The following is a 22,026-nucleotide window of genomic DNA, read 5'->3' as shown; positions in this document are numbered from 1 at the left end:
TACTGCGGGGGAGGGGGCTACTTGCTGCCGAGTCCGGCGTCGGAGACCGGCGGCTTGCCCTGGGACTTCAGCACCTTGTTGAGCAGCGTGAGGTCGTAGATGCCCTTGAGGTCGGGCTTCTGGAGCAGACCCGCCTGGACGGCGTGGTCCGCCTCCTCCTGGAGGGTGCCGGCCAGCGGGTCGTCGGTGACGTCGACGTTCTTGAACGCCGGGTCGATGACGTTGTCCGGCAGTGCCTTGCCCGCGACGCCCGAGGAGGCGAGCTTGTCGTTGAGGGCCTTCTTCGCCTCGGCCGGGTGCGACCGGATCCAGGCGTTGGTCTTCACCGAGGCCCGCAGTACCGCCTCGACGGCCTTGGGGTGCTCCTTGAGGAACTTCTGCGAGACGATCATGTTCGTGATGACGAACTTCCCGTCCTTCCACAGCTTCTTCTCGTCCAGCAGCGTCTTGCCGCCCTCGGCGACCAGCTTGGAGGCGGTGGGCTCGGGCACCCACGCGCCGTCGATGCCGCCCTGCTGGAAGACCGTCGGCGTCACCTTGTTGTCGGTGCGCTGGACGGTGACATCGCCCTTGCCGGTGGTGGCGTCGACCTTGAGGCCCTTCTGGGCCAGGTAGTGCAGCAGCGCGACGTCCTGGGTGTTGCCCAGCTGCGGGGTCGCGATCGTCTTGCCCTTGAGATCGTCCAGGCTCTTGATCTTCTTGGGGTTGACCACGAGCGAGACCCCGCCGGAGGCCGAACCACCTATGATCTTCAGGCTCTTGCCGTGCGACTTGGCGTAGCCGTTGATCGCGGGGGAGGGGCCGATCCAGCCGATGTCGATGGCCCCCGAGTTGAGCGCCTCGATCTCCGCGGGGCCCGCGTTGAAGGTGGAGGACTTCACCTCGGTGCCGCCCAGCTCCTTCTGGAACCGGCCGGTCTGGAGGCCGACCAGCGGCGTGGCGTGCGTGGTGTTGCCGAAGACGCCGATCGTGACGTGATCGAGCCCGTCGGTTTTGGCACCCTTGGGCGCGACACCGGCGCCGGTGTCCTTCTTGGCCTCGGAGCCGTAGCCGCAGGCGCCCAGCGCCACGGTCAGGAGCGGGACGGTGACGGCGGCCGCCAGCAGGCGGTGACGAAGGGCAGTCACGGGAGGGGTTCCTCTCGGAGGGCCGGGTCGCTGGGCGCCTGCTATGGCGCGCCCGGCAGATCGATCGATCTTCGGAAGGGTGGTGCGGTGGATACGGAGCCGTGCCTCGTCAGCGCACACATCGGCCGACTCCGCCCTGCCCGCTGCCCAGGGCGCCGCTGCCGACGCGGCCGCCCTCCTTGGCGAAGGTCGAGAAGACGTCCTTGAGCATGCTCAGAAGTCCCATCCCTCGTCGTCCGCGCCGTCGGCCGGCGCGGCCTCGGCGGCCGCCTGCGCGAAGGCGTCGCCCGCCATGCCCGCGGTCAGCGTCGTGCCGTCCGCCGGGTCGATCAGCAGGAAGGAGCCGGTGCGGCGGGAGTCGGCGTAGGCGTCCAGGGCTAGCGGCTCGGCCGTACGGACCACGACCCGTCCGATGTCGTTGGCGGCCAGCTCGCCCGGCGCCGGGTGCTGGGAGAGGTCGTCCAGCGTCAGCCGGGACGGAATGTCCTTGACGATCGCCTTGACGGTGCGGGTGGTGTGCTTGAGCAGCACCCGCTGCCCGACGGCCAGCGGACGGTCCGCGACATGGCAGACGGTCGCCTCGATGTCCTGCGTGACACCCGGCGCGGTGGCGGTCGGGGCGATCAGATCGCCGCGCGAGACGTCGATGTCGTCGGCGAGCCGGACGGTGACCGACTGCGGCGCCCAGGCGACGTCCACGGCCTGGCCGAGCGCGTCGATCGCCTCGATGGTGCTCGTCCGGCCCGAGGGCAGCACGGTCACGGCGTCGCCGACGCGCAGCACACCGGAGGCGATCTGGCCCGCGTAGCCGCGGTAGTCGGGGTGCTCGGCGGTCTGCGGACGGATGACGTACTGGACCGGGAAACGGCCGGGGTCGTCGCCCGGGTCGGTGACGACCGGCACGGTCTCCAGGTGCTCCAGCACCGTCGGGCCGCCGTACCAGTCCATGTTCGCCGACGGCGACACCACGTTGTCGCCGGCCAGCGCCGAGATCGGGATCGCGGTGATCTCCGGGACGCCCAGCGAGGCCGCGTACGTCGTGAACTCCTCCGCGATGGCGGCGAAGACGGGCTCGGCGTAGTCGGCCAGGTCCATCTTGTTGACGGCCAGCACGACGTGCGGGACGCGCAGCAGGGCGGCGACCGCGGCGTGCCGGCGGGTCTGCTCGACCACGCCGTTGCGGGCGTCGACCAGCACCACGGCCAGCTCGGCGGTGGAGGCGCCGGTGACCATGTTGCGGGTGTACTGCACATGCCCCGGGGTGTCCGCCAGGATGAAACGGCGCCGCGGGGTGGCGAAGTAGCGGTAGGCGACGTCGATGGTGATGCCCTGCTCGCGCTCGGCGCGCAGCCCGTCGGTCAGCAGCGCCAGGTCGGGCGCCTCCTGCCCGCGGTTGCGCGAGGCGTGCTCGACGGCCTCCAGCTGGTCGGCCAGCACCGACTTGGAGTCGTGCAGCAGCCGCCCCACCAGCGTCGACTTGCCGTCGTCGACGGACCCGGCGGTGGCGAACCGCAGCAGCGAGGCGGCACCCGCGTCGACGGCGTCCAGGGCGTCGGTGTGCGTGGTCGTGCTCATGGCTAGAAGTACCCCTCGCGCTTGCGGTCCTCCATGGCGGCCTCGGACATCTTGTCGTCGGCCCTCGTCGCGCCCCGTTCGGTGAGGCGGGACACGGCGATCTCCGCGATCACAGCCTCGATGGTGCCGGCGTCGGAGTCGACGGCACCGGTGCAGGACATGTCGCCGACGGTGCGGTAACGCACCTGCCGGGTCTCCAGGCTCTCGCCGTCCTTGGGGCCGCCCCACTCGCCGGGCGCCAGCCACATGCCGTTGCGGGCGAAGACCTCGCGCTCGTGGGCGTAGTAGATGGCGGGCAGTTCGATCTTCTCGCGGGCGATGTACTGCCACACGTCCAGCTCGGTCCAGTTGGACAGCGGGAAGACCCGCACGTGCTCACCGGGCGAGTGCTTGCCGTTGTAGAGCTGCCACAGCTCGGGGCGCTGCCGGCGCGGGTCCCAGCCGCCGAACTCGTCGCGCAGCGAGAAGACCCGCTCCTTGGCGCGCGCCTTCTCCTCGTCCCGGCGGCCGCCGCCGAAGACCGCGTCGAAGCGGCCCTTCTCGATGGCGTCCAGCAGCGGGACGGTCTGCAGCGGGTTGCGGGTGCCGTCCGGGCGCTCGCGCAGCTCGCCGCGGTCGATGAAGTCCTGGACGGAGGCGACGTGCAGCCGCAGGCCGTGCCGCTCCACCGTGCGGTCGCGGTAGTCGAGGACCTCGGGGAAGTTGTGCCCGGTGTCGACGTGCAGCAGCGAGAACGGCACCGCGGCCGGCGCGAACGCCTTCAGCGCCAGGTGCAGCATGACGATGGAGTCCTTGCCGCCGGAGAACAGGATCACCGGCCGCTCGAACTCGCCCGCCACCTCGCGGAAGATGTGCACCGCCTCGGACTCCAGGGCGTCGAGGTGGGAGAGGGCGTACGGGTTGTCGGCGTCTCCGGCGTTCCCGGTCACCGCGGTGACGGTCGTCATGCCAGTCCCCTTTCGGCGAGCAGCGCGTGCAGCGCCGCCGCGGACTCCTGCACGGTCTGGGTGTGCGACGCGAGGCGCAGGTCGGGCGATTCGGGCGCCTCGTACGGGTCGTCCACGCCGGTCAGGCCGGAGATCTCACCGGCCGCCTGCTTGGCGTAGAGCCCCTTCACATCCCGCTCGGAGCACACCTCGACGGGCGTCGCCACATGCACCTCCAGGTAGGGGGTGCCCTCCGCCTGGTGCCGCTTGCGGACCGCCTCCCGGCTGTCCGCGTACGGCGCGATCACCGGCACCAGCGCCTTGACGCCGTTGCTCGCCAGCAGTTCGGCGACGAAGCCGATGCGCTGGACGTTGGTGTGCCGGTCCTCGCGGGTGAAGCCGAGGCCCGCGGAGAGGAACTCGCGGATCTCGTCGCCGTCGAGCACCTCCACTCGGTGGCCGTCGCCGCGCAGTCGGCCGGCCAGCTCGTGCGCGAGAGTCGTCTTGCCCGCGCTCGGCAGACCGGTCAGCCAGATCGTGGCGCCCGTCATCGATATCTCCTGATGCTCTGTCATCCGTGCAGCCCGCACTCGGTCTTGTTGCTCCCGGCCCAGCGGCCGGCCCTGGCGTCCTCGCCCTCCAGCACCCGGCGGGTGCAGGGCGCGCAGCCGACGGAGGCGTAGCCGTCCATCAGCAGCGGGTTGGTGAGCACCCCGTGCTCGGCGACGTACGCGTCCACGTCGGCCTGCGTCCAGCGGGCGATCGGCGAGACCTTCACCTTGCGGCGCTTGGGGTCCCAGCCGACGACCGGGGTGTTCGCCCGGGTGGGCGACTCGTCCCGGCGCAGGCCCGTCGCCCAGGCGTCGTAGCCGGTCAGGCCCTCTTCCAGCGGCGCGACCTTGCGCAGCGCGCAGCACAGGTCAGGGTCGCGGTCGTGCAGCTTCGGGCCGTGCTCGGCGTCCTGCTCGGCGACCGTCCGGCGCGGCGTCAGGGTGATGACGTTGACGTCCATCACCTCGGCCACCGCGTCCCGGGTCCCGAGGGTCTCGGGGAAGTGGTAGCCGGTGTCCAGGAAGACGACGTCCACGCCGGGGAAGGCCCGCGAGGCCAGGTGCGCGACGACCGCGTCCTCCATCGAGGAGGTGACGCAGAAGCGCGGACCGAAGGTCTCGGCGGCCCATTCGAGAATCTGCAGGGCGGACGCGTCCTCCAGGTCCCGGCCGGCCTGCTCGGCCAGTTGCTGAAGGTCGGTAGCGGTGGTCACGAGGTACCTCCGTCGGAAGCGGAAGGGGTCCGGCCGGTGCCTCCGGGCGCCAGCAGGCCCAGGAACTTCAGCCGGAACGCCCGGCTGCAGGCCCGGCATTCCCACGCTCCATGGCCCTCCTCGGAGGGCTGCAGGTCCTCGTCGCCGCAGTACGGGCAGTAGAACGGGGCCGCGCGCTCGCTCATTTGAGGGCACCCTCTTCCGCCCGCGCCGCCCACTGGGCGAACCGCTCGCCGTCCGTGCGCTGCGCCTCGAAGTTGCGCAGCACCCGCTCGACGTAGTCGGGGAGTTCGTCGGCGGTGACCTTCAGGCCGCGGACCTTGCGGCCGAAGCCGGCCTCCAGGCCCAGCGCACCGCCCAGGTGCACCTGGTAGCCCTCGACCTGGTTGCCGTCGTCGTCCAGGACCAGCTGGCCCTTGAGGCCGATGTCGGCGACCTGGATACGGGCGCAGGCGTTGGGGCAGCCGTTGAGGTTGATGGTGACCGGCTCCTGGAAGTCCGGCATGCGGCGCTCCAGTTCGTCGATGAGCGAGGCGCCGCGGCCCTTCGTCTCGACGATGGCGAGCTTGCAGAACTCGATGCCGGTGCAGGCCATCGTGCCGCGCCGGAACGGTGAGGGGGTGACCTGGAAGTCCAGCGCCTCCAGCCCGGCGACCAGCGAGTCGACCTGGTCCTCGGCGACGTCGAGCACGATCATCTTCTGCTCGACGGTGGTGCGCAGCCGGTCGGAGCCGTGCGCGCCGGCCAGTTCGGCGATCTTGGTCAGGGTGGTGCCGTCGACCCGGCCGACGCGCGGGGCGAAGCCCACGTAGAAGCGGCCGTCCTGCTGCCGGTGGACCCCGATGTGGTCGCGCCAGCGGGAGAGCGGCTCCTCGGGCGCGGGGCCGTCGGTCAGCTTGCGCTGGAGGTACTCGTCCTCCAGCACCTGGCGGAACTTCTCCGGGCCCCAGTCGGCCATCAGGAACTTCAGCCGGGCGCGGGTGCGCAGCCGGCGGTAGCCGTAGTCGCGGAAGATGCCGACGACGCCGGCCCACACGTCCGCGACCTCGTCCAGCGGCACCCAGGTGCCCAGGCGCTGGGCGAGCTTGGGGTTGGTGGACAGGCCGCCGCCGACCCAGAGGTCGAAGCCGGGGCCGTGCTCGGGGTGGACGACGCCGACGAAGGCGACGTCGTTGATCTCGTGGACCACGTCCTGGACGGGCGAGCCGGAGATCGCCGTCTTGAACTTCCGCGGCAGGTTGGAGAATTCCTTGCTGCCGATGTACCGCTCGTGGATCTCGTCCACGGCCGGGGTGCCGTCGATGATCTCGTCCGCCGCGATGCCGGCCACCGGGGAGCCGATGATCACACGCGGGCAGTCGCCGCAGGCCTCGGTGGTGGACAGGCCCACCGCCTCCAGCTTCTCCCAGATGGCGGGGACGTCCTCGATACGGATCCAGTGCAGCTGGATGTTCTGCCGGTCGGTGATGTCCGCGGTGCCGCGGGCGTACTGCTCGGAGACCTCGCCGATGGCGCGCAGCTGCGCCACGCTCAGGCGTCCGCCGTCGATGCGCACCCGCAGCATGAAGTACTTGTCGTCCAGCTCCTCCGGCTCCAGGATCGCGGTCTTGCCGCCGTCGATCCCGGGCTTGCGCTGGGTGTACAGGCCCCACCAACGCATCCGCCCGCGCAGGTCGTTGGGGTCGATGGAGTCGAAGCCGGACTTGGCGTAGATCGTCTCAATGCGTGTCCGCACATTGAGACCGTCGTCGTCCTTCTTGAACTGCTCGTTGCCGTTGAGGGGCGTGTGGTGACCAACGGCCCACTGGCCCTCGCCGCGGTGGCGTCCGGCCTTGCGGCGGGTCGTGGCAGCTGCGGGGAGTTCGGGGGAGGCGGCCATGGATGTACGTCCTTCTGGGCGGGCTCAAGGAATGCGGACGGGGCGCCGGGCACCCGCGACGGCCTGCGCAGGCATACCGAAAGGCGGCGCGTGGCACACGCGTCGGAAGGTCTGCGGGTCGAGGGGTGTCAGCGCGTCCGCGACGGTGGGGACGGCGGGAGGTGCGGTGGTGGTGCTGGGTGCTGCCCGGGGCCGTGGCCCCTGGTGGGGGCAGCCTCAGCCCGCCCGACAAATGGCGCTGGACATGCGGCCGAGGTCGACGTGCCGCCGACTCACCAAGGCAATTCCAGCTCGAGACATGACGGAAGCGTGTCACGCCGCTCTCCGGCCAGTCCACCGTTATCCAGAATCCGGACGCCTCTGTCTCGTATGGCGAGACGTTGTGGTGCCGGTCACTCCCCGGCGGGTGCGTCGGCCGTCAGCGGGCCCGCGCCGGGCCAGGGTCCCGGGGCCGGTGCGTCGGGCTCCTCGGTCACCGTGGTCTCGTACACCCGGAAGCCGCGCCGCTCGTAGTTGGCCTTCGCGTGCGGGCCGTCCAGGCTGCAGGTGTGCACCCATACCCGCTCGGTCGGCGGCAGCCCCGGCCACCGCTCGGCCAGGTCCCAGGCCCGCTCGGTCCCGTACGCGAGCAGGTACCCGCCGATCCGGCGCCCGCGGAAGCCCGGGAGCAGTCCGAAGTAGGCGATCTCCACTGAGCCGCCCTCGGCCACCAGCTCGATGAACCCCGCCGGCGTCCCGCGGTCGTGCGCCACCCAGGTCTCCACGCCGGGGCGCCCGAGATGTGCCGCCCACTGTGCGTACGGCCACGCCAGCCGGTCGGTCCAGGTGATGTCCCCGCCGACCGCCGTATAGAGGAAGCGGCTGAATTCGGGCGACGGCACCTCGGACCGGAGGATGCGGACGTCCCGGTCGGGCGCGGGACCCGAGGTGGGGGACAGGTCGGCGCGCGAGGTCTGTTCGAGGTACCACGTGGTGACCGAGATGCTCATGCGGCCAGCACATCACACCGGGGGCGGAGGGCCGGGGCCGGGCCGAGGGGGCGGTGAGGCCGGGCGGGACGGTGAGGAGGCCGAGGGTGGTGGCGAGGCCGGGCGGGGTGGTGGCGAGGCCGGGGAGGGACCATCCGTATCGTGAGACGGCGGCTCACAGTGTGGGGGATCACCGGCTCCGGGGTGCCGCGCCGGCAGTGGTGGTCATCCGGGCGAAGACCACCACGTTTCCCGTGTAGCCGGAGCCCGCCTCGTAGGGGCCGCCGCAGGTCAGGACGCGCAGCTCGGGGCGTCCGGTGCGGCCGTAGACCTTCCGGGCCGGGAACTTCCGCTTGTCGAAGACCTGGATGCCGTAGACCTCGAAGACCGCGGTCCGCCCGTCCTCACGGGTGACCCGGATCGTCCGGCCCTTCTCCAGGGCGCCCAGCCCGTAGAAGACCGCGGGCCCGCTGCGGCTGTCGACATGGCCGACGATCACCGCGGTGCCGTTCTCGCCCGGGGTCGGCGCACCCGCGTACCAGCCCGCCAGCCGCGGGGCGTCGGCCGGCGGGGCCTCGATCCAGCCGTCCTTGTCCAGCCCCAGCGGCAGCAGCGGGGCCGACACGTCCAGCGACGCGATCGCCACCCGGGCGGGCGCGGAGCGGGGCAGCGGCGGCGGCGCGGGGCCGTCGGGCGGGAGATCGCCGGGGAAGAGCGCGGTATCCGCCCCCGGCTGCGGCGGCCCGTCCGCCTCACCGGACAGCCCCTGGCGCACCATGCCGATGCCGATGAGCCCGGCCAGCGCCAGCGCACCCCACCGGGGCCGGCGCGCGGCCGCGGACTCCCCGGCCGCCGGCTCCCCGGCCGCCGGCTCCGGCGGACCCGTCGGGCTCATCGCTCACCTCCCGTGACCGGCCGCGCTTCCCGGGACGCCGCTTCCCGAGGCGCACGGTCCGCTGTCGGCACGCTAGGCGCGCGCCCGGACGGGGGCGACAGCAGACGGCCGGACGGGTGGCGGACACCCCCTGGCCGTCCGCCTCACCCGAGCCGGGCCGCCGCCACCGCCGGGGCCAGGGACTGCGGCAGGAGGTGGGCGGGGCGGGGCGGCAGCAGGAGTTCCACCTCGACGCCGTCCGCGAAGCGGTAGGGGCGGTGGGCCAGGACGCTCGCGAGGTGGCGGCGCAGGCGGGACAGTTCGGCCCGTACCGTGACCGTGCGGCTGTCGTCGCCGAAGAGGTCCCGGGCGAGCTGGGCGGCGCTGCGCCCCTGGGGGTGCGCGGCGAGGACGAAGAGCAGCTCGGCGTGGCGCGGGGTCAGCTCGTGCGACCAGCTGCCGGCCGCGCCGCTGACGGTGACCGTCGAGCCGTCCCGGCCGCTGACGTCCAGCACCACCCGGCTGGGCCGCGGCTCCGACTCCTGCCGTCCGACGCGGATCAGCCAGCCGCCGGGCAACGGCTCCAGGGCGCACATCCCGTACCGCGGCAGCCACAGCGGCCCGGCCTCCGGCGCCTTGGGCAGCGGCACCCGGTCCGGCGGCGTCAGGCCCGTCACCCCCACGACCCAGCCGCCCGGGTCGACGGCCAGCGCCCGCCCGCCGATCCGTGCCAGCACCGGTGCCGCGCTCGACCGCAGCCGTTCCAGGGACCGGTGGTGGCGGGTGCGCAGCTCGCCCTCGGCGAGCCGGGCGACCGAGGACACCAGGGAGAGCGTCATGGGGTGGAAGGCGGGCGCCGGACCACTGAGGTCCACGGTGCCCAGCAGGCGCCCGTCGCGCGGGTCGTGGAGCGGCGCCGCGGCGCACGTCCAGGCGTGGTGGCTGCGGACGAAGTGTTCGGCGGAGTGCACCAGCACCGGCCGGCGGGCCACCAGCGCGGTGCCGATGGCGTTGGTGCCGACGACGCCCTCCGTCCAGTCGGCGCCCTTGTCGAAGCCCAGCCGGTCGGCCATCCGCCGGACCGGGGCGCTGCCCTCCCGCCACAGCACCCGGCCCTCGGCGTCGGTGATCACCATGATCTGCTGAGCGGCGTCGGCCGCGGATAACAGCCCCTCATGGAACACCGGCAGCACCGTCGCCAGCTGGGACACCTGCCGGCGGCGCTCCAACTCCGCGACGGGGAGCGGGGTCTGGGGCCGGTCGTGGTCCGGGTCGACGCCGGAGACCAGCATCCGCCGCCATGACTCACCGATCACCGCACGGGGCGCGTCCCCCGCCTCGCCGGGTGCCGTCCCGCCCGCGAGCGCCGCCTCGTGGACCGTGGCGAGCCGGTGTGCGGTGGCGCGGTTGTCCGGGGCCGACCAGACGGCGCCGTCGATCGCTCTGTCGCTCACGCTGTTCTCCGTACTGCCCAATTCCCCGGGCCGTGCCTCGTGCCGCGCGTGCCTCTCGCACGCTCACCGGGCGACCGGTCCGTCCTGGAAGCGGCCATTGTCCCGGGCCGCCGCCCGGCGCTGCAACGCAATGCAACCGTTGTCGCCCACGACGCGTTGCGGGGAGTCTGGCCGAAGCGGCCGATGGTGTCTCGCCCCCGCGGGTTCGCCGGTCACCCGTCGAGGAACCCGTGGGATGTCGCAGGGACTCCGTCGGCCGCCACACGTGACGCCGGCGCGGCGCGGGAGGGGCTCACGAAGCCGGCGGCCGCCCGCGCACCGGGGACCCCGCGGGGTGCCCCGGACACCCTTGTGCCGGGAGCGGTGCCGTGTCGGCGCGGCACCGCTCCCCGACGGCGCGGCGGCGGTGACCCCCTGTCCCCGTAGCCTCGTGGGCGACGGCCCGGAGGCGACGGGGAACCGCCGCCGCGCCGGACCCGGGACCGCCTCACATCCCGGCCACCGGCTGCGCCCGTGCCACCACGGCCCCGAGGTCCAGGGTGTGCGGCAGCGTCCCGAACGCCGCGCCCGCGTCGCCCCCGAGCCGGCCGGCGCAGAACGCGTCCGCGACCTCGGGCGGCGCATGGCGCACCAGCAGCGAACCCTGGAGCACCAGCGCCATCCGCTCGGTCAGCCGCCGGGCCCGCGCCTCGATGCCCTCCAGGTCGGCGAGTTCGGTGAGCATTGCCGTGATGGCCCGGTCCAGGCGGTGGTCCGCGCCCCGCGCCGTCCCGATCTCGGCCAGGAACGCGTGCAGCGCCTCGGGTTCGCGCCGCAGGGCCCGCAGGACGTCCAGCGCCTGGACGTTGCCGGAACCCTCCCAGATCGAGTTGAGCGGCGCCTCGCGCAGCAGCCGCGGCAGCCCCGACTCCTCCACGTAGCCGTTGCCGCCCAGGCACTCCAGCGCCTCGGTCACCGCCGGGGTGCAGCGCTTGGTCACCCAGTACTTCGCGGCCGGCACCGCCAGCCGCAGGAAGTGCCGGTCCTGCTCGGTGCCGCCGTCGTACGCCGCCGCCAGCCGCAGGGCGAGCGTGGTCGCCGCCTCCGACTCCAGCGCCAGGTCGGCCAGCACATTGCGCATCAGCGGCTTGTCGATCAGCCGGTCCCCGAACGCCTCCCGGTGGGCGGTGTGGTGCAGCGCCTGCGCCACCGCCTGCCGCATCACCGCCGCCGACGCGCTGACGCAGTCCAGCCGGGTCGCCGCGACCATCTCGATGAGGGTCGCCACCCCGCGCCCCTCCTCGCCGACCCGGCGTGCCCAGGTCTGCCCGTCGAACTCGACCTCCGCGGAGGCGTTCGAGCGGTTGCCGAGCTTGTCCTTGAGCCGCTGGATGCGGAAGGCGTTACGGCTGCCGTCCGGCAGCACTCGGGGCAGCAGGAAGCAGGTGAGCCCTCCCGGCGCGCGGGCCAGTACCAGGAACGCGTCGGACATCGGCGCCGAACAGAACCACTTGTGGCCGGTCAGCACGTACTCGCCGGGCGCGGCCAGCGGCTCGGCGCGGGTGGTGACGGCCCGCAGGTCGCTGCCGCCCTGCTTCTCCGTCATGGCCATCCCGGCCAGCGCGCCGCCCTTCTCGGCGACCGGGCGCAGCTCGTGCGCGTACACCCGCGAGGTCAGCAGCGGCTCCCACTCGGCCGCCAGCTCGGGCTCGGCGCGCAGCGTGGGCACCGCCGCGTGGGTCATCGACACCGGGCAGCCGTGTCCCGCCTCGGCCTGGGTCCACACGAGGAACCCGGCGGTGCGGCGGACATGGCCGTCCGGCCGGGACCACGCGCCGGTCAGGCCGGCCGTGACGGCATGGCCGAGCAGCCGGTGCCACGCCGGGTGGTACTCGACCTCGTCGATGCGGTGGCCGTAGCGGTCGTGGGTGTGCAGGACCGGGGGGTGGGCGTTGGCCTGTTCGCCCCACTGCCGGGCGTGCGCGGAGCCGGCCGCCCGCCCCAGTGTGCTGAGCTCTTCGCGTACCTCGACCAGTCGGACGCCGGCGACATACCGGGCGACGCCCTCGGTCAGGGCCGCATCGCCGGTGAAGACGTCGTATCCGACCAGCGGCGGAGGCTGGTTCGTGACCGTGTGAGTGGTGGCTGCCATGCCGGATACGGTAAGGACGTGCAGCCGGCAAACGAACCAACCGAGCGGCCCGCGGGCCGTCTGACCAAGGCCCGTGCCCTCTACCGCAACGTCTCCAAGCGCCGGCTGGCCTGGCTCCTGCTCAAGGACACGGTCAACTCCTGCATGAAGTACCGCGTCACCGGCCTGGCCGCCGAGGCCGCCTTCTGGAGCCTGCTGTCGCTGCCGCCGCTGATCCTCGGACTCCTGGGCGTGCTCGGCTACACCAACACCTGGATCGGGCACGACACCCTCGACAACGTCCGCCGGCACATCCTCGGCGCCGCCGGCACGGTCCTGTCGAGCAAGGGCGTGAACGAGATCGCCCGGCCGCTGCTCAACGACGTCTTCACCGGCCGCCGCCCGGACGTCATCTCCCTCGGCTTCGCCATCGCCCTGTGGTCGGGGTCCCGGGCGATGAACGTCTTCGTCGACACCATCACCATCATGTACGGGCTCGACGGCCGGCGGGGCATCATCAAGACCCGGCTGCTGGCGTTCGCGCTGTACCTCGCCGCGCTGGTCGTCGGCGCGGTGGCGCTGCCGCTGATGGTCGCCGGTCCCGACACCGTCGTGGGCTGGCTGCCGGCCAGCGAGCACATCATCCGGGCGCTGTACTGGCCGGTCGTCCTGCTCCTGTCCGTCGCCTTCCTCACCACGCTCTACCACGCGTCCGTCCCGGTCCGTTCGCCCTGGCCGGAGGACATTCCCGGCGCGGTGGTGGCACTCGGGATGTGGGTGCTCGGCAGCTTCCTGCTGCGGCTCTACCTCGCCTCGACGGTCGAGGGGCCCACGATCTACGGCTCGCTGGCCGCGCCGGTCGCGGTGCTGCTGTGGATCGGGGTGTCGGCCTTCGCGGTGCTGGTCGGGGCCGCGATGAACGCCTCACTCGACCGGGTGTGGCCCTCGGTCGCCACGGCCGCGGCCCGCGAGGAGGTCGCCCGGCGGGCGGCCGCCAAGGCGGAGTCCCGGCCGGGAGCGGGGGAGCCGGACGCGGGCCGTGCGAAGGGGGACGGCGCGGACGAGGCGGACGAAGCGGACGGCGGCGGTCACGGCGAGGGGGGCCGGGGCCGGAGCAGCGACGGCGACGGGGACCGGGACGGCGACGGGGACCGCGGCACCGGGGACCCGCGCGACGACTGAGCGGCGCCCGGGAGCCGACCGGCCGGGAGCTGACCCGGAATCGGCTCCCGGCCCGGCCCGACGCCGGGTCAGCAGGCCCCGCGGTAGCGGACCAGCAGCATCGCCGCGTCGTCGTGCAGCGGCCCCTCGGCATGCTCGACCAGGTCCTCGCGCACCGCGCGCAGGGCGGTCTCCGGATCGGGGTCCTTGAGCAGCGCGGCGCGTTCGTCGAGGGGGTAGAAGCGGCCCGCCGCGTCGCGGGCCTCGGTGACGCCGTCCGTGTAGAAGAGCAGTTGGTCGCCGGGCGCGAAGGGCACCTCGTAGGGGGCCGGCGCCCCGGCGTCGTGCAGGCTGAGGCCGAGCGGCAGGGCGCGGTCCGGCGGGGCGGCGAAGGCCACCGAGCCGGCCGGGCGGACGACCAGCGGCGCCGGGTGGCCGAAGTTCAGCAGGGTGGCGTGCGGGCCGTCACCGATCTCGGCGAGCACCGCCGTGACGAACCGTTCGCCGGACAGATGGCGGTTCAGCGCCCGCTCGACCCGCTCGCCGACGGCCGGCAGATCCGGTTCGTCGTGCGCAGCCTCCCGGAAGGCGCCGAGCACCACCGCCGCGCTCTCCACGGCCTCCAGGCCCTTGCCCTGCACATCGCCGACGATGATCCGCACCCCGGCGGGCGAGGTCACCACCTCGTACAGATCACCCCCTATCCGGGCCTCGGCCACCGCCGAGGTGTACGAGACCGCGACCCGCAGCGGCCCGGCGCCGCGCGGCACCGGGCGCAGCAGCACCCGCTGGGCGACCTCGGCGATGGAGCGGACGCTGGCCAGCTCCGCCTCGCGCCGCTGCCGCATCACCGCGGCCACCACCCCTGCCGCGGTCACCCCGGCCACCGACAGCAGCGCGGTCAGCCCGCGCCGGCTCTCGAACAGGCCGTTGTAGACGCCCAGGCCGACGCAGAGCACAAAGGCCGTCAGCCCGACCACGGCGGTCCGCCGCCAGCCGCCGACCAGCCCGGCGAACGCCGGTCCCAGTGACACCAGCGGCAGGAACCCGACGCCCGGGCCCGCGGTGAGGTCGACCGTGGTGACCACGGCCATCACCGCGTACGGAAGCGCGGGCAGCACCCGGGAGCCGGTGCGCTGCTCCACATTCTCCACGGCCAAGGTGTTCTCCGACGGTGTCTGGTGAGGTGAGCGGGCAAGGTCGGGCAAGGGGCCCGTCGGCCGTCGGAGTGTCCGAAAGCGGCCCCCCACGCCCGACCTGAGCATAGGCGCCATATGCCGTACCGAAATACCTCGAATGCGCCCTGTTACCGAATCGCAGTGGCCCGCAGGGTGCGGCAGCGGGCGGTCCGGGCGGCCGCGGATCTTACGGACCCGTGACACGGCGGCTCATGCGCGCGCCGGAGCGCCCCGTCCCGCTTAGCGTGACCGGCATGCGTGTACTGGTCACCGGCGGTGCCGGATTCATCGGATCGCAGGTCGTCGAGGCGCTCATGGCGCACGGGCACGAGCCTGTCGTGCTCGACGCGCTGCTGCCCTCGGCGCACCCCGAACCCCCGCCGCCGCGCCCCGGCGAGCGGCGCATCGTCGCCGACGTCCGCGACCGGGCGGCGGTCGACGAGGCCCTGCGGGGCGTGCGGGCGGTCTGCCACCAGGCGGCGATGGTGGGCCTGGGCAAGGACTTCGCGGACGCGCCCGACTACGTCGGCTGCAACGACCTGGGCACCGCGGTGCTGCTGGCCGCGATGGCGGACGCCGGGGTGCGCGAGCTGGTGCTCGCCGGCTCGATGGTGGTCTACGGGGAGGGCCGCTACACCTGCCCCGTCCACGGGGTGGTGCGGCCCGGCCCGCGGGCCGTGGACGAGCTGGACGCCGGGCAGTTCGAGCCACGCTGCCCGGACTGCGCCGCCGCACTGCGGCCGGGCCTGGTCGGCGAGGACGCCCCCACCGATCCGCGCAACGTCTACGCCGCCACCAAGCTCGCCCAGGAACACCTGGCGGCTTCCTGGGCCCGCGCCACCGGCGGCCGGGCCGTCGCGCTGCGCTATCACAACGTCTACGGGCCCGGCATGCCGCGCGACACCCCGTACGCGGGGGTGGCCTCGTTCTTCCGCTCGGCGCTGGCCCGCGGACAGTCCCCGACCGTCTACGAGGACGGCGGCCAGCGGCGGGACTTCGTCCACGTACGGGACGTCGCCACGGCCAACGTGGTCGCCCTGGAGGCGCTGCCGGACCGGGCGGCGGGCACCCTGACCGCGTACAACACGGGCAGCGGGGTGCCGCACACCGTCGGCGAGATGGCGCGGACCCTGGCCGAGGCGTGCGGGGGACCGGCGCCCGTGGTCACGGGGGAGTACCGGCTCGGCGACGTACGGCACATCACCGCCTCCTCGCAGCGCATCGCCGACGACCTCGGCTGGCGGGCCGCGACCGGATTCGCGGCGGGCATGCGGGAATTCGCCCGGGAGGGGATGCGGGCGGCACCGATGGTCTGACCCGCGCGCCGCCGCCCGCCGGCACCCGCGCCCCACACACCTCAACCCCCTCTGCCCGTCCGCTTCTGATGCATAGGTGAAGGCGTGACCCACTCCCCTCCTCCCACCCCCTCCGTGGACGTCGTCCTGCCCTGTCTCGACGAGGCCGCCGCGCTGCCCTGGGTGCTGGCCCGCATCCCGGCGGGCTGGCGGGCGATCGTCGTGGACAACGGCTCCACCGACGGCTCCGCCGAGGTCGCCCGCGGCCTGGGCGCCACCGTGGTGCACGAGCCGCGCCGCGGGTTCGGCGCCGCCTGCCACGCCGGACTGCTGGCCGCCGACGCCGACATCGTCTGCTTCTGCGACTGCGACGCCTCCCTCGACCCCGCCCTGCTCGCCCCGTTCGTCCGCGCCGTCCACGACGGCGCCAGCGACCTGGTGCTGGGCCGCCGCCGCCCCGAGGGGCGCGGCGCCTGGCCGCCGCACGCCCGGCTCGGCAACCTCGCCCTCGCCCGGATGCTGCGCCGCCGCACCGGACTGCGGCTGCACGACCTCGGCCCGCTGCGCGCCGCCCGGCGCACCGCGCTGCTCGGCCTCGGGCTGACCGACCGCCGCAGCGGCTACCCCCTGCAGATGGTCGTCCGGGCCGCCGACGCGGGCTGGCGGGTCGAGGAACGCGACGTGCCCTACCGCCCGCGCACCGGCCGTTCCAAGGTCACCGGCACCTGGCGCGGCACCTGGCACGCGGTGCGCGACATGCGCGACGTCCTGAACCAGCCCCCGCTCGCGTCCCGTACGGAGGAGACCGCCCGATGAGCGCGCCCGCAGACCGCCCGGCGGGTACCGGCCCGACCACGCTCCTGGTCATCGCCAAGGAACCGGTGCCCGGCCGGGTCAAGACCCGCCTCACCCCGCCCTTCACCCCCGACGAGGCCGCCCAGTTGGCCGAGGCGGCGCTGTCCGACACCCTCCGGGCCGTCCGCGCCATGCCCGCCCGGCGGCGGGTGGTCGTCCTCGACGGCCGCCCGGGGAGCTGGTTGCCGGACGGCTTCGAGGTCCGGCCCCAGAGCGCCGGCGGCCTCGACGAGCGGCTCGCCGCCGCCTTCGCCGGCAGCGCCGGCCCCACCCTCCTCATCGGCATGGACACCCCGCAGATCACCCCGCACCTCCTCGCCCCCGCGCTGGACGCCGGCGCCTGGGACGACTGCGACGCCTGGTTCGGCGCCGCCGAGGACGGCGGGTTCTGGGCGCTCGGCCTGGCGTCCCCCGACCCCCGGCTGCTGCGCGGCGTCCCCATGTCCACCGGCCGCACCGGCGCCGCCCAGCGCGCGCGGCTGACCGCCGCCGGGCTGCGGGTGCGGGACCTGCCGCCCCTGCGCGACGTGGACACCGCCGACGACGCGGAGCGGGTCGCGGCCGCGGCCCCCGCCGGCGCCTTCGCCGCCACGCTCGCCCGCCTGACCCCGGTCACCGGCCGATGAGCACCGCCCTGCCGCCGACGGCACGAACCGACCGCCGCGACACCGTCACCTGGGGCGCGGACCCGTACGCCGACGCGCTGCGCAGCGGCCGCGGCCCGCTCTTCCTGCGGCGCAGCGACGGCTGGCTGCTGCCGCTGGAGGTCGAGCGCTGGTGCGCCGGGCCGGACGCCGCCGACCTGTCGGCGCTGCGCCGCTGCGAGGGCGCCGTCCTCGACATCGGCTGCGGCCCCGGCCGGCTGGTCGCCGCGCTCGCCGCCCAGGGCCGGCGGGCGCTCGGCATCGACGTCAGCACCGCCGCGGTGGCCCGCACCGCGGCGTCCGGCGGCTCCGCGCTGCACCGCTCCGTCTTCGACTCCCTTCCAGGTGAGGGGAGTTGGGGCACCGCGCTGCTCCTCGACGGCAACATCGGCATCGGCGGCGACCCGCGCGCCCTGCTCACCCGCACCGCCGAACTGGTCGGCCGGCCGGGCCTGTTGATCGTGGAGACCGCCGCGGCGGACGTCGACGAACGGGTCCAGGTCCGGGTCGAGCGGGGCTACCACCCCTCGCCCGGCGCCCCGTGCGCGCCGGGCGAGTCGTTCCCCTGGGCCCGGGTCGGCGCCGCCGCGCTGCTGCGCCACGCGGCGGCCGCCGGCTGGACCCCCGTCGAGGAGTGGACCGTCACGGACCAGTCCGGTCAGGCGCCGGGCACCGCGCGCTGCTTCGTCTCGCTGCGCCGCCGGGGCGCCCCGCTCATCCGCCGCTGAACGGTACGCACCAGCAGCCACAGCGCGGACAGGACACACAGCCCGGCGGTGATCAGCAGCCAGCGGCTCAGGAACACCTCGCCGGGCAGCCGCGTCGTGGCCTCGTAGTGCGCCGCCGAAGCGCCGCCCGCCGCCCCGGCGATCAGCGGGAACCACACCAGCAGCAGCAATCCGGACAGCGCGGCGGGCACCCGGACGTACGCCGCCCGGACCCGCGGCCGGCCGGTCCCGGCGGTCCAGCGGACCAGCGCCCGGTCCGCGAGCGCGTACAGCGGCAGCAGCACCAGATCGTGCAGCAGCGCCGCCCCGGCGAACCAGACGAGCACCAGCGGCCACTGCCCGCCGGCCAGCAGCCGCACTCCCGCGTAGCCGGTGAGCGCGAACGACGCGAGCATCAGCAGCAGATGCAGCGGTCCCTCGCCGTAGCGGCGGGGGAGGCGCAGTGCCCCGAGCGCCCGCCCGGCGCTGGTGCGCGGGGCCGGTACCGCCCGTTCACCCGTGGCCGGTCGCCGTGTCCGTGCCGCCTGTCCGGGCAGGTCCGGCCGCCGCGTCCGCGCCGCCCGTTCCCGCACCGTCCGCTGCCTGTTCCGCATCCTCACCACTCCCCGAACGTCAGCCGTGCCACCCACTTGGTCTGGAGCACCCCGGGCGCCGCCGGCACGATGATCCGCGCCGGATAGCCGTGGTCGGGGGACAGCTCGGCGCCGCCCACCCGCAGCGCGAGCAGCGAGCGCGGATCGCGCACCTGGTTGTCGCGCAGCGCGGCCCGGCGGAACGCGCCGTGCAGCTGGAGCGACTCCACCAGCACACCCGGGGGTCGGTCGCCGAGCCCCACCAGCGCGGCGAGGTCCCGCAGCCGCACCCCGCTCCACTCCTGGTCGCCCGTCGACCAGCCCTCGACACACGCGATCGGCAGCGCCGCCGAGTGCTGGGGCAGCGCGAGCAGTTCGGCCCGGCCGATCCGCACCCGCCGTCCGCCGCCCTCGACCGTCAACCGCCAGGCGTCGCCCGTCTCCCGGGCGGTGACGCCGACGGCCGCGGCGGTCTTGTTGATCTGGAAGCCGTTCGGTCCGCCGCCCGGCTCCCGGCCGCCGTGCGGCGCCAGCAGGGCCGTGCGCCGCCACCAACCGCCCAGGCTCTGCCCGGCGGTCGTGGCGAACAGCAGCAGCGAACCGGCACCGACCAGCCCCAGCGCTCCCCGCCTGGTCATGGTCGGCGGGTCCGGCCGGGCCGCCACCAGCCCGGTGTCGTCGGCCGCCGCGGCCGGGTCGGTGCGCTCGCGCAGCGCCCGTACGGTCCGCGGCATGCGCAGCACCACATGAGCGGCGAACGCCCCGATGAACACCCACGCGCCGTAGAAGTGCAGCGGATAGAACGACCCGGGGAAGAGGTACTCCAGCTGGATGTTGAGGATGCCGGTGACGAACTCGAAGAGCGCTCCGCCCACCAGCAACAGCAGTGAGAGCCGCTCCAGCGCATGGCCCACGGACCGGGCCGGCGGCAGGGTGAAGAGCTTCGGGATCACCGACCACAGCTTCGCCAGCAGGACCGGCACCAGCGCGATCCCGAGGGTGACGTGCAGTCCCTGGGTGAGCCGGTAGAGCCAGGAGGGGCCGGTCGGCCAGCTGAAGAGGTAGAAGCCCAGCAGGCCCTTGCCGGGCGTCTTGTCGTTGACCCCGCCGCCCAGATCCGGGTTGTACGCGGCGTACGACAGCAGACCGGTGACGAACAGCAGCGTGATCCCGGCCAGCAGGACGACGCCGAGCAGCGCGGTCAGCCGCGGACCGCGCAGCGGGCTGCGCCAGACGGGCCGTGACGCCGGGGGCGGGTGAGACGAGGCGGGCGAGGGGAGGGAGGCGTGTGGGGCACTCATGGTGTGTCCTTGGCGATTCGGTGCGGCGCGGGTCCGCCGCCTGGGCCCGCCCGGCGCTCGGGGCCGGCGCGGCCTGGCTTCGACGGTATGCCGCGGCCGGTGCGCCGACGGGCCCGTGACGCATGACGAAACTCTGACGTCGCGGGGCGGGGGCGCCCTGCGCCGCCCGCGCTCCGGGGAAATCTGACGGAACGATGACACCGCCGCCGCGGAGCGTCCGCGGCCGCCGCCCGGCGCCTAGCGTGCCGCTGTGACCTCCCGTGCGACCTCCCGTATGACTCCCGATCCGGACCCCCGCCCGGCTCCCGGTCCGGAGCCCCGGCCGGCTTCTCCTCCGGCCCCCTCTCCGGCACCCGGCGATCCCGCCGCGGCGCCTCCCGCGGCACGCGCCGCGCACCGCCGCGACCTGGCGGCCGTCGCGGCCTGCGCCCTCCTCGTCGTGGCGGCCGCGCTGATCGGCACCGCCATCGAGCACGCCAACGGCAGCCTGCACGTCAACTGGCCCCCGCTGTACGCCTCGTGGTACCCGCACCTGGGCCCCGGCACCCCCGCCGCGCTCGCCGTCGCGGTCGTGGTGATCGTCCACGGCCCGTCCCTCGCGGCCCGGCTGCCCTGGCGCCGTCTCGTCCTCACGGGCTGGGCGGCCGCCCTGCTCTGGACGGGGTCGCTGGCCCTGATCGACGGCTGGCGGACCGGTATCGCCGAGCGGCTCACCACCGCGTACGAGTACCTGACCGTCATCCACCGCTTCGACGACGCGGGGGCGGCGCTGCGCGACTTCACCCACCACATCCTCAACAACGCGCCGGACCACTGGCCCGCCCATGTCGCCGGGCACCCGCCGGCCGCCGTCCTCACCTTCGTCGGCCTGGACCGCATCGGCCTGGGCGGTGGCGGCTGGGCCGGCGTCTGGTGCATCACGGCCGGCACCTCCGCGGTGGCCGCGGTCCTCCTCGCGCTGCGCGCCCTCACCGACGAGGCCACCGCCCGCCGGGCCGCCCCCTTCCTCGTCCTGAGCCCGGCCGCCGTGTGGGTGGGCACCTCGGCGGACGGGTACTTCGCGGCCGTCGCCGCCTGGTCCCTGGCGCTGCTGGCCCTCGCCACCACCCGCCCCGCCCCGCCCCGGTCACCGCGGGCGGGCGCCCTCCTCCGGGCCGCCGCCGCCCTGGCCTCCGGCCTCCTCTTCGGCCTGACCTGCTACCTCTCCTACGGCCTCACGCTGATCGCGCTGATCGGCGCGGCGGTCTTGCTGCTCACCCGCACCGCACGCCCGCTGCCCCTCCTGGCGGCCGGGGCACTGGCCGTCGCGGCCGGCTTCACCCTCTCCGGATTCCACTGGTGGGAGGGTTACCGGCTGCTCGTCGAGCGCTACTACCAGGGCGCCGCGGCGGTCCGCCCGTACGCGTACTGGGTGTGGGGAAACCTCGCCTGCACCGTCCTGATCACCGGCCCGGCGACGGTGGCCGGTCTGCGCCGCACCCTGGCGGGGGCACCCACCGCCCTGCGCGGGCTCCGCCCCTCCGCCGGGCCGCTGCGCGCCCCCGCCGCCCGGCTGGCCGTCCTCGTCCCGGCCGTCCTGCTCGCCGTGCTCGTCGCCGACCTCTCCGGGATGAGCAAGGCGGAGACCGAGCGGATCTGGCTGCCGTTCGCCGTCTGGCTGCCGGCCGCCTGTGCCCTGCTGCCCGCCCACCGGCACCGCCGGTGGCTGGCGGCCCAGGCCGTACTGGCCCTGCTCCTCAACCACCTGCTGTACACCGGGTGGTGACGAGGCATCAGGACAGGCTGAGGGCCGGGTCAGGCGAGATACGGACGTGTCGAGTTGACCCGGCCGGGGCGCAGGATACGGATCGGGCCGAGGTTGCACGACGGGCAGTCGGAGAGGGTCAGCGGAGAGCGGACCCGGGCGCCACGGGCGAAGTAGTCGGCACGCCGATGGCCGGCCAGGTCCGTGGTGTGCCGGATCTCGTACTCCTCTTCCCAGCCGTGCCCGCAGTGCAGACAGACGAAGGAATAGGCCTCGTGAACCGTCTCGGTGTCCCGTTCCATGGTCCTCACACCCTCTCGGGCCCGCCGCGCTCGCGCCGGGCCGGATGCATGCCGCACCTCCCATTATCG

22 protein-coding genes are annotated in these 22,026 nt (G+C 74.4%); 6 read left to right on the top strand and 16 right to left on the bottom strand.

Annotated features, from left to right (window positions below; genetic code table 11):
• Positions 1 to 17: 17 nt before the first annotated feature.
• From K7396_RS08410 to K7396_RS08360, 12 genes are all read right to left on the bottom strand, one after another.
• The gene (locus tag K7396_RS08410) at positions 18 to 1,127 is read right to left on the bottom strand and encodes an aliphatic sulfonate ABC transporter substrate-binding protein (protein ID WP_086719857.1); all 1,110 of its coding nucleotides are present in this window, start codon (positions 1,125 to 1,127) and stop codon (positions 18 to 20) included.
• A 213-nt stretch (positions 1,128 to 1,340) separates the two neighbouring features.
• Positions 1,341 to 2,702, bottom strand: a complete 1,362-nt coding sequence (locus K7396_RS08405; protein WP_086719858.1) for a sulfate adenylyltransferase subunit 1 — start codon at positions 2,700 to 2,702, stop codon at positions 1,341 to 1,343.
• Between the two features lie 2 nt (positions 2,703 to 2,704).
• The gene (gene cysD / locus K7396_RS08400) at positions 2,705 to 3,649 is read right to left on the bottom strand and encodes a sulfate adenylyltransferase subunit CysD (RefSeq protein WP_086719859.1); all 945 of its coding nucleotides are present in this window, start codon (positions 3,647 to 3,649) and stop codon (positions 2,705 to 2,707) included.
• On the bottom strand, positions 3,646 to 4,179 hold the full coding sequence (gene cysC / locus K7396_RS08395) for an adenylyl-sulfate kinase (protein WP_086719860.1): 534 nt from the start codon (positions 4,177 to 4,179) through the stop codon (positions 3,646 to 3,648). The genes cysD and cysC overlap by 4 nt, the downstream gene beginning before the upstream one ends.
• 20 nt (positions 4,180 to 4,199) lie before the next feature.
• Positions 4,200 to 4,892, bottom strand: a complete 693-nt coding sequence (locus K7396_RS08390; RefSeq protein ID WP_086719861.1) for a phosphoadenylyl-sulfate reductase — start codon at positions 4,890 to 4,892, stop codon at positions 4,200 to 4,202.
• Positions 4,889 to 5,077, bottom strand: coding sequence for a hypothetical protein (locus K7396_RS08385; RefSeq protein ID WP_086719862.1), 189 nt, complete (start codon positions 5,075 to 5,077; stop codon positions 4,889 to 4,891). The genes K7396_RS08390 and K7396_RS08385 overlap by 4 nt, the downstream gene beginning before the upstream one ends.
• The gene (locus K7396_RS08380) at positions 5,074 to 6,771 is read right to left on the bottom strand and encodes a nitrite/sulfite reductase (protein ID WP_086719863.1); all 1,698 of its coding nucleotides are present in this window, start codon (positions 6,769 to 6,771) and stop codon (positions 5,074 to 5,076) included. The genes K7396_RS08385 and K7396_RS08380 overlap by 4 nt, the downstream gene beginning before the upstream one ends.
• A 216-nt stretch (positions 6,772 to 6,987) precedes the next feature.
• Positions 6,988 to 7,071 carry a putative leader peptide gene (locus K7396_RS35935; protein ID WP_350257049.1) on the bottom strand — a complete coding sequence of 28 codons (84 nt, stop codon included), beginning with the start codon at positions 7,069 to 7,071 and terminating at the stop codon, positions 6,988 to 6,990.
• Between the two features lie 92 nt (positions 7,072 to 7,163).
• Positions 7,164 to 7,760 carry a GNAT family N-acetyltransferase gene (locus K7396_RS08375; RefSeq protein ID WP_086719864.1) on the bottom strand — a complete coding sequence of 199 codons (597 nt, stop codon included), beginning with the start codon at positions 7,758 to 7,760 and terminating at the stop codon, positions 7,164 to 7,166.
• Positions 7,761 to 7,929: 169 nt separating this feature from the next.
• Positions 7,930 to 8,634 (bottom strand): class F sortase, encoded by a 705-nt coding sequence (locus tag K7396_RS08370; protein ID WP_152104294.1) that lies wholly within the window; start codon positions 8,632 to 8,634, stop codon positions 7,930 to 7,932.
• A 143-nt stretch (positions 8,635 to 8,777) separates the two neighbouring features.
• Positions 8,778 to 10,067: a GAF domain-containing protein gene (locus K7396_RS08365; protein WP_107421136.1), complete on the bottom strand. Its 1,290-nt coding sequence runs from the start codon at positions 10,065 to 10,067 to the stop codon at positions 8,778 to 8,780.
• A 487-nt stretch (positions 10,068 to 10,554) separates the two neighbouring features.
• Entirely contained in the window at positions 10,555 to 12,198 is a 1,644-nt protein-coding gene (locus tag K7396_RS08360; protein WP_086715583.1) for an acyl-CoA dehydrogenase family protein, read from the bottom strand.
• Between the two features lie 18 nt (positions 12,199 to 12,216).
• On the opposite strand from K7396_RS08360, the gene K7396_RS08355 reads away from it, so the two are divergent.
• Complete coding sequence (locus K7396_RS08355; RefSeq protein ID WP_086715585.1) at positions 12,217 to 13,359, top strand: YihY/virulence factor BrkB family protein; 1,143 nt, start codon at positions 12,217 to 12,219, stop codon at positions 13,357 to 13,359.
• 68 nt (positions 13,360 to 13,427) lie between these two features.
• Here the strand turns inward: K7396_RS08355 and K7396_RS08350 are convergent, their stop codons facing one another.
• Positions 13,428 to 14,432 (bottom strand): PP2C family protein-serine/threonine phosphatase, encoded by a 1,005-nt coding sequence (locus K7396_RS08350; RefSeq protein WP_279627924.1) that lies wholly within the window; start codon positions 14,430 to 14,432, stop codon positions 13,428 to 13,430.
• Positions 14,433 to 14,770: 338 nt separating this feature from the next.
• Here K7396_RS08350 and K7396_RS08345 point away from each other — a divergent pair, with 338 nt between their 5' ends.
• The 4 genes from K7396_RS08345 (at position 14,771) to K7396_RS08330 (ending at position 18,038) form a co-directional block, all read left to right on the top strand.
• Positions 14,771 to 15,832 carry an NAD-dependent epimerase/dehydratase family protein gene (locus K7396_RS08345; RefSeq protein WP_152104295.1) on the top strand — a complete coding sequence of 354 codons (1,062 nt, stop codon included), beginning with the start codon at positions 14,771 to 14,773 and terminating at the stop codon, positions 15,830 to 15,832.
• An 84-nt stretch (positions 15,833 to 15,916) separates the two neighbouring features.
• Positions 15,917 to 16,627: a glycosyltransferase family 2 protein gene (locus K7396_RS08340; protein ID WP_086715747.1), complete on the top strand. Its 711-nt coding sequence runs from the start codon at positions 15,917 to 15,919 to the stop codon at positions 16,625 to 16,627.
• On the top strand, positions 16,624 to 17,292 hold the full coding sequence (locus K7396_RS08335) for a TIGR04282 family arsenosugar biosynthesis glycosyltransferase (RefSeq protein WP_086715745.1): 669 nt from the start codon (positions 16,624 to 16,626) through the stop codon (positions 17,290 to 17,292). Before K7396_RS08340 ends, K7396_RS08335 begins: the two co-directional genes overlap by 4 nt.
• A complete protein-coding gene (locus tag K7396_RS08330; RefSeq protein WP_086715743.1) occupies positions 17,289 to 18,038 on the top strand; it encodes a methyltransferase domain-containing protein in 750 nt (249 codons plus the stop codon). The genes K7396_RS08335 and K7396_RS08330 overlap by 4 nt, the downstream gene beginning before the upstream one ends.
• Here the strand turns inward: K7396_RS08330 and K7396_RS08325 are convergent.
• Together K7396_RS08325 and K7396_RS08320 are read right to left on the bottom strand one after the other, a co-directional pair.
• A complete protein-coding gene (locus tag K7396_RS08325; RefSeq protein WP_086715762.1) occupies positions 17,969 to 18,433 on the bottom strand; it encodes a hypothetical protein in 465 nt (154 codons plus the stop codon). The genes K7396_RS08330 and K7396_RS08325 overlap by 70 nt on opposite strands.
• A gap of 200 nt (positions 18,434 to 18,633) precedes the next feature.
• Complete coding sequence (locus tag K7396_RS08320; RefSeq protein ID WP_086715740.1) at positions 18,634 to 19,911, bottom strand: molybdopterin-dependent oxidoreductase; 1,278 nt, start codon at positions 19,909 to 19,911, stop codon at positions 18,634 to 18,636.
• Positions 19,912 to 20,185: 274 nt separating this feature from the next.
• Between K7396_RS08320 and K7396_RS08315 the strand changes: the two genes are divergently transcribed.
• The gene (locus K7396_RS08315) at positions 20,186 to 21,676 is read left to right on the top strand and encodes a hypothetical protein (RefSeq protein ID WP_373866881.1); all 1,491 of its coding nucleotides are present in this window, start codon (positions 20,186 to 20,188) and stop codon (positions 21,674 to 21,676) included.
• A 29-nt stretch (positions 21,677 to 21,705) separates the two neighbouring features.
• Here the strand turns inward: K7396_RS08315 and K7396_RS08310 are convergent, their stop codons facing one another.
• Complete coding sequence (locus K7396_RS08310) at positions 21,706 to 21,957, bottom strand: hypothetical protein (RefSeq protein WP_223659780.1); 252 nt, start codon at positions 21,955 to 21,957, stop codon at positions 21,706 to 21,708.
• Between the last annotated feature and the right edge of the window lie 69 nt (positions 21,958 to 22,026).

This window comes from Streptomyces angustmyceticus, from assembly GCF_019933235.1.
Classification (GTDB): domain Bacteria; phylum Actinomycetota; class Actinomycetes; order Streptomycetales; family Streptomycetaceae; genus Streptomyces; species Streptomyces angustmyceticus.
The sequence above is the reverse complement of the archived record's forward strand: the minus strand, read 5'-3'. Positions and strand labels throughout refer to the sequence as shown.

Bases quoted from the DNA above. Each gene is read 5' to 3' on its own strand.
- K7396_RS08310 (WP_223659780.1), bottom strand. From the start codon at position 21,957: ATGGAACGGGACACCGAGACGGTTCACGAGGCCTATTCCTTCGTCTGT.
- cysD (WP_086719859.1), bottom strand. From the start codon at position 3,649: ATGACGACCGTCACCGCGGTGACCGGGAACGCCGGAGACGCCGACAAC.
- K7396_RS08325 (WP_086715762.1), bottom strand. From the start codon at position 18,433: ATGCTCGCGTCGTTCGCGCTCACCGGCTACGCGGGAGTGCGGCTGCTG.
- K7396_RS08335 (WP_086715745.1), top strand. From the start codon at position 16,624: ATGAGCGCGCCCGCAGACCGCCCGGCGGGTACCGGCCCGACCACGCTC.
- K7396_RS08320 (WP_086715740.1), bottom strand. From the start codon at position 19,911: ATGAGTGCCCCACACGCCTCCCTCCCCTCGCCCGCCTCGTCTCACCCG.
- K7396_RS08370 (WP_152104294.1), bottom strand. From the start codon at position 8,634: ATGAGCCCGACGGGTCCGCCGGAGCCGGCGGCCGGGGAGCCGGCGGCC.
- K7396_RS08315 (WP_373866881.1), top strand. From the start codon at position 20,186: ATGACTCCCGATCCGGACCCCCGCCCGGCTCCCGGTCCGGAGCCCCGG.
- cysC (WP_086719860.1), bottom strand. From the start codon at position 4,179: ATGACGGGCGCCACGATCTGGCTGACCGGTCTGCCGAGCGCGGGCAAG.
- K7396_RS08330 (WP_086715743.1), top strand. From the start codon at position 17,289: ATGAGCACCGCCCTGCCGCCGACGGCACGAACCGACCGCCGCGACACC.
- K7396_RS08405 (WP_086719858.1), bottom strand. From the start codon at position 2,702: ATGAGCACGACCACGCACACCGACGCCCTGGACGCCGTCGACGCGGGT.
- K7396_RS08350 (WP_279627924.1), bottom strand. From the start codon at position 14,432: ATGGCCGTGGTCACCACGGTCGACCTCACCGCGGGCCCGGGCGTCGGG.
- K7396_RS08380 (WP_086719863.1), bottom strand. From the start codon at position 6,771: ATGGCCGCCTCCCCCGAACTCCCCGCAGCTGCCACGACCCGCCGCAAG.
- K7396_RS35935 (WP_350257049.1), bottom strand. From the start codon at position 7,071: ATGTCTCGAGCTGGAATTGCCTTGGTGAGTCGGCGGCACGTCGACCTC.
- K7396_RS08385 (WP_086719862.1), bottom strand. From the start codon at position 5,077: ATGAGCGAGCGCGCGGCCCCGTTCTACTGCCCGTACTGCGGCGACGAG.
- K7396_RS08375 (WP_086719864.1), bottom strand. From the start codon at position 7,760: ATGAGCATCTCGGTCACCACGTGGTACCTCGAACAGACCTCGCGCGCC.
- K7396_RS08360 (WP_086715583.1), bottom strand. From the start codon at position 12,198: ATGGCAGCCACCACTCACACGGTCACGAACCAGCCTCCGCCGCTGGTC.
- K7396_RS08345 (WP_152104295.1), top strand. From the start codon at position 14,771: ATGCGTGTACTGGTCACCGGCGGTGCCGGATTCATCGGATCGCAGGTC.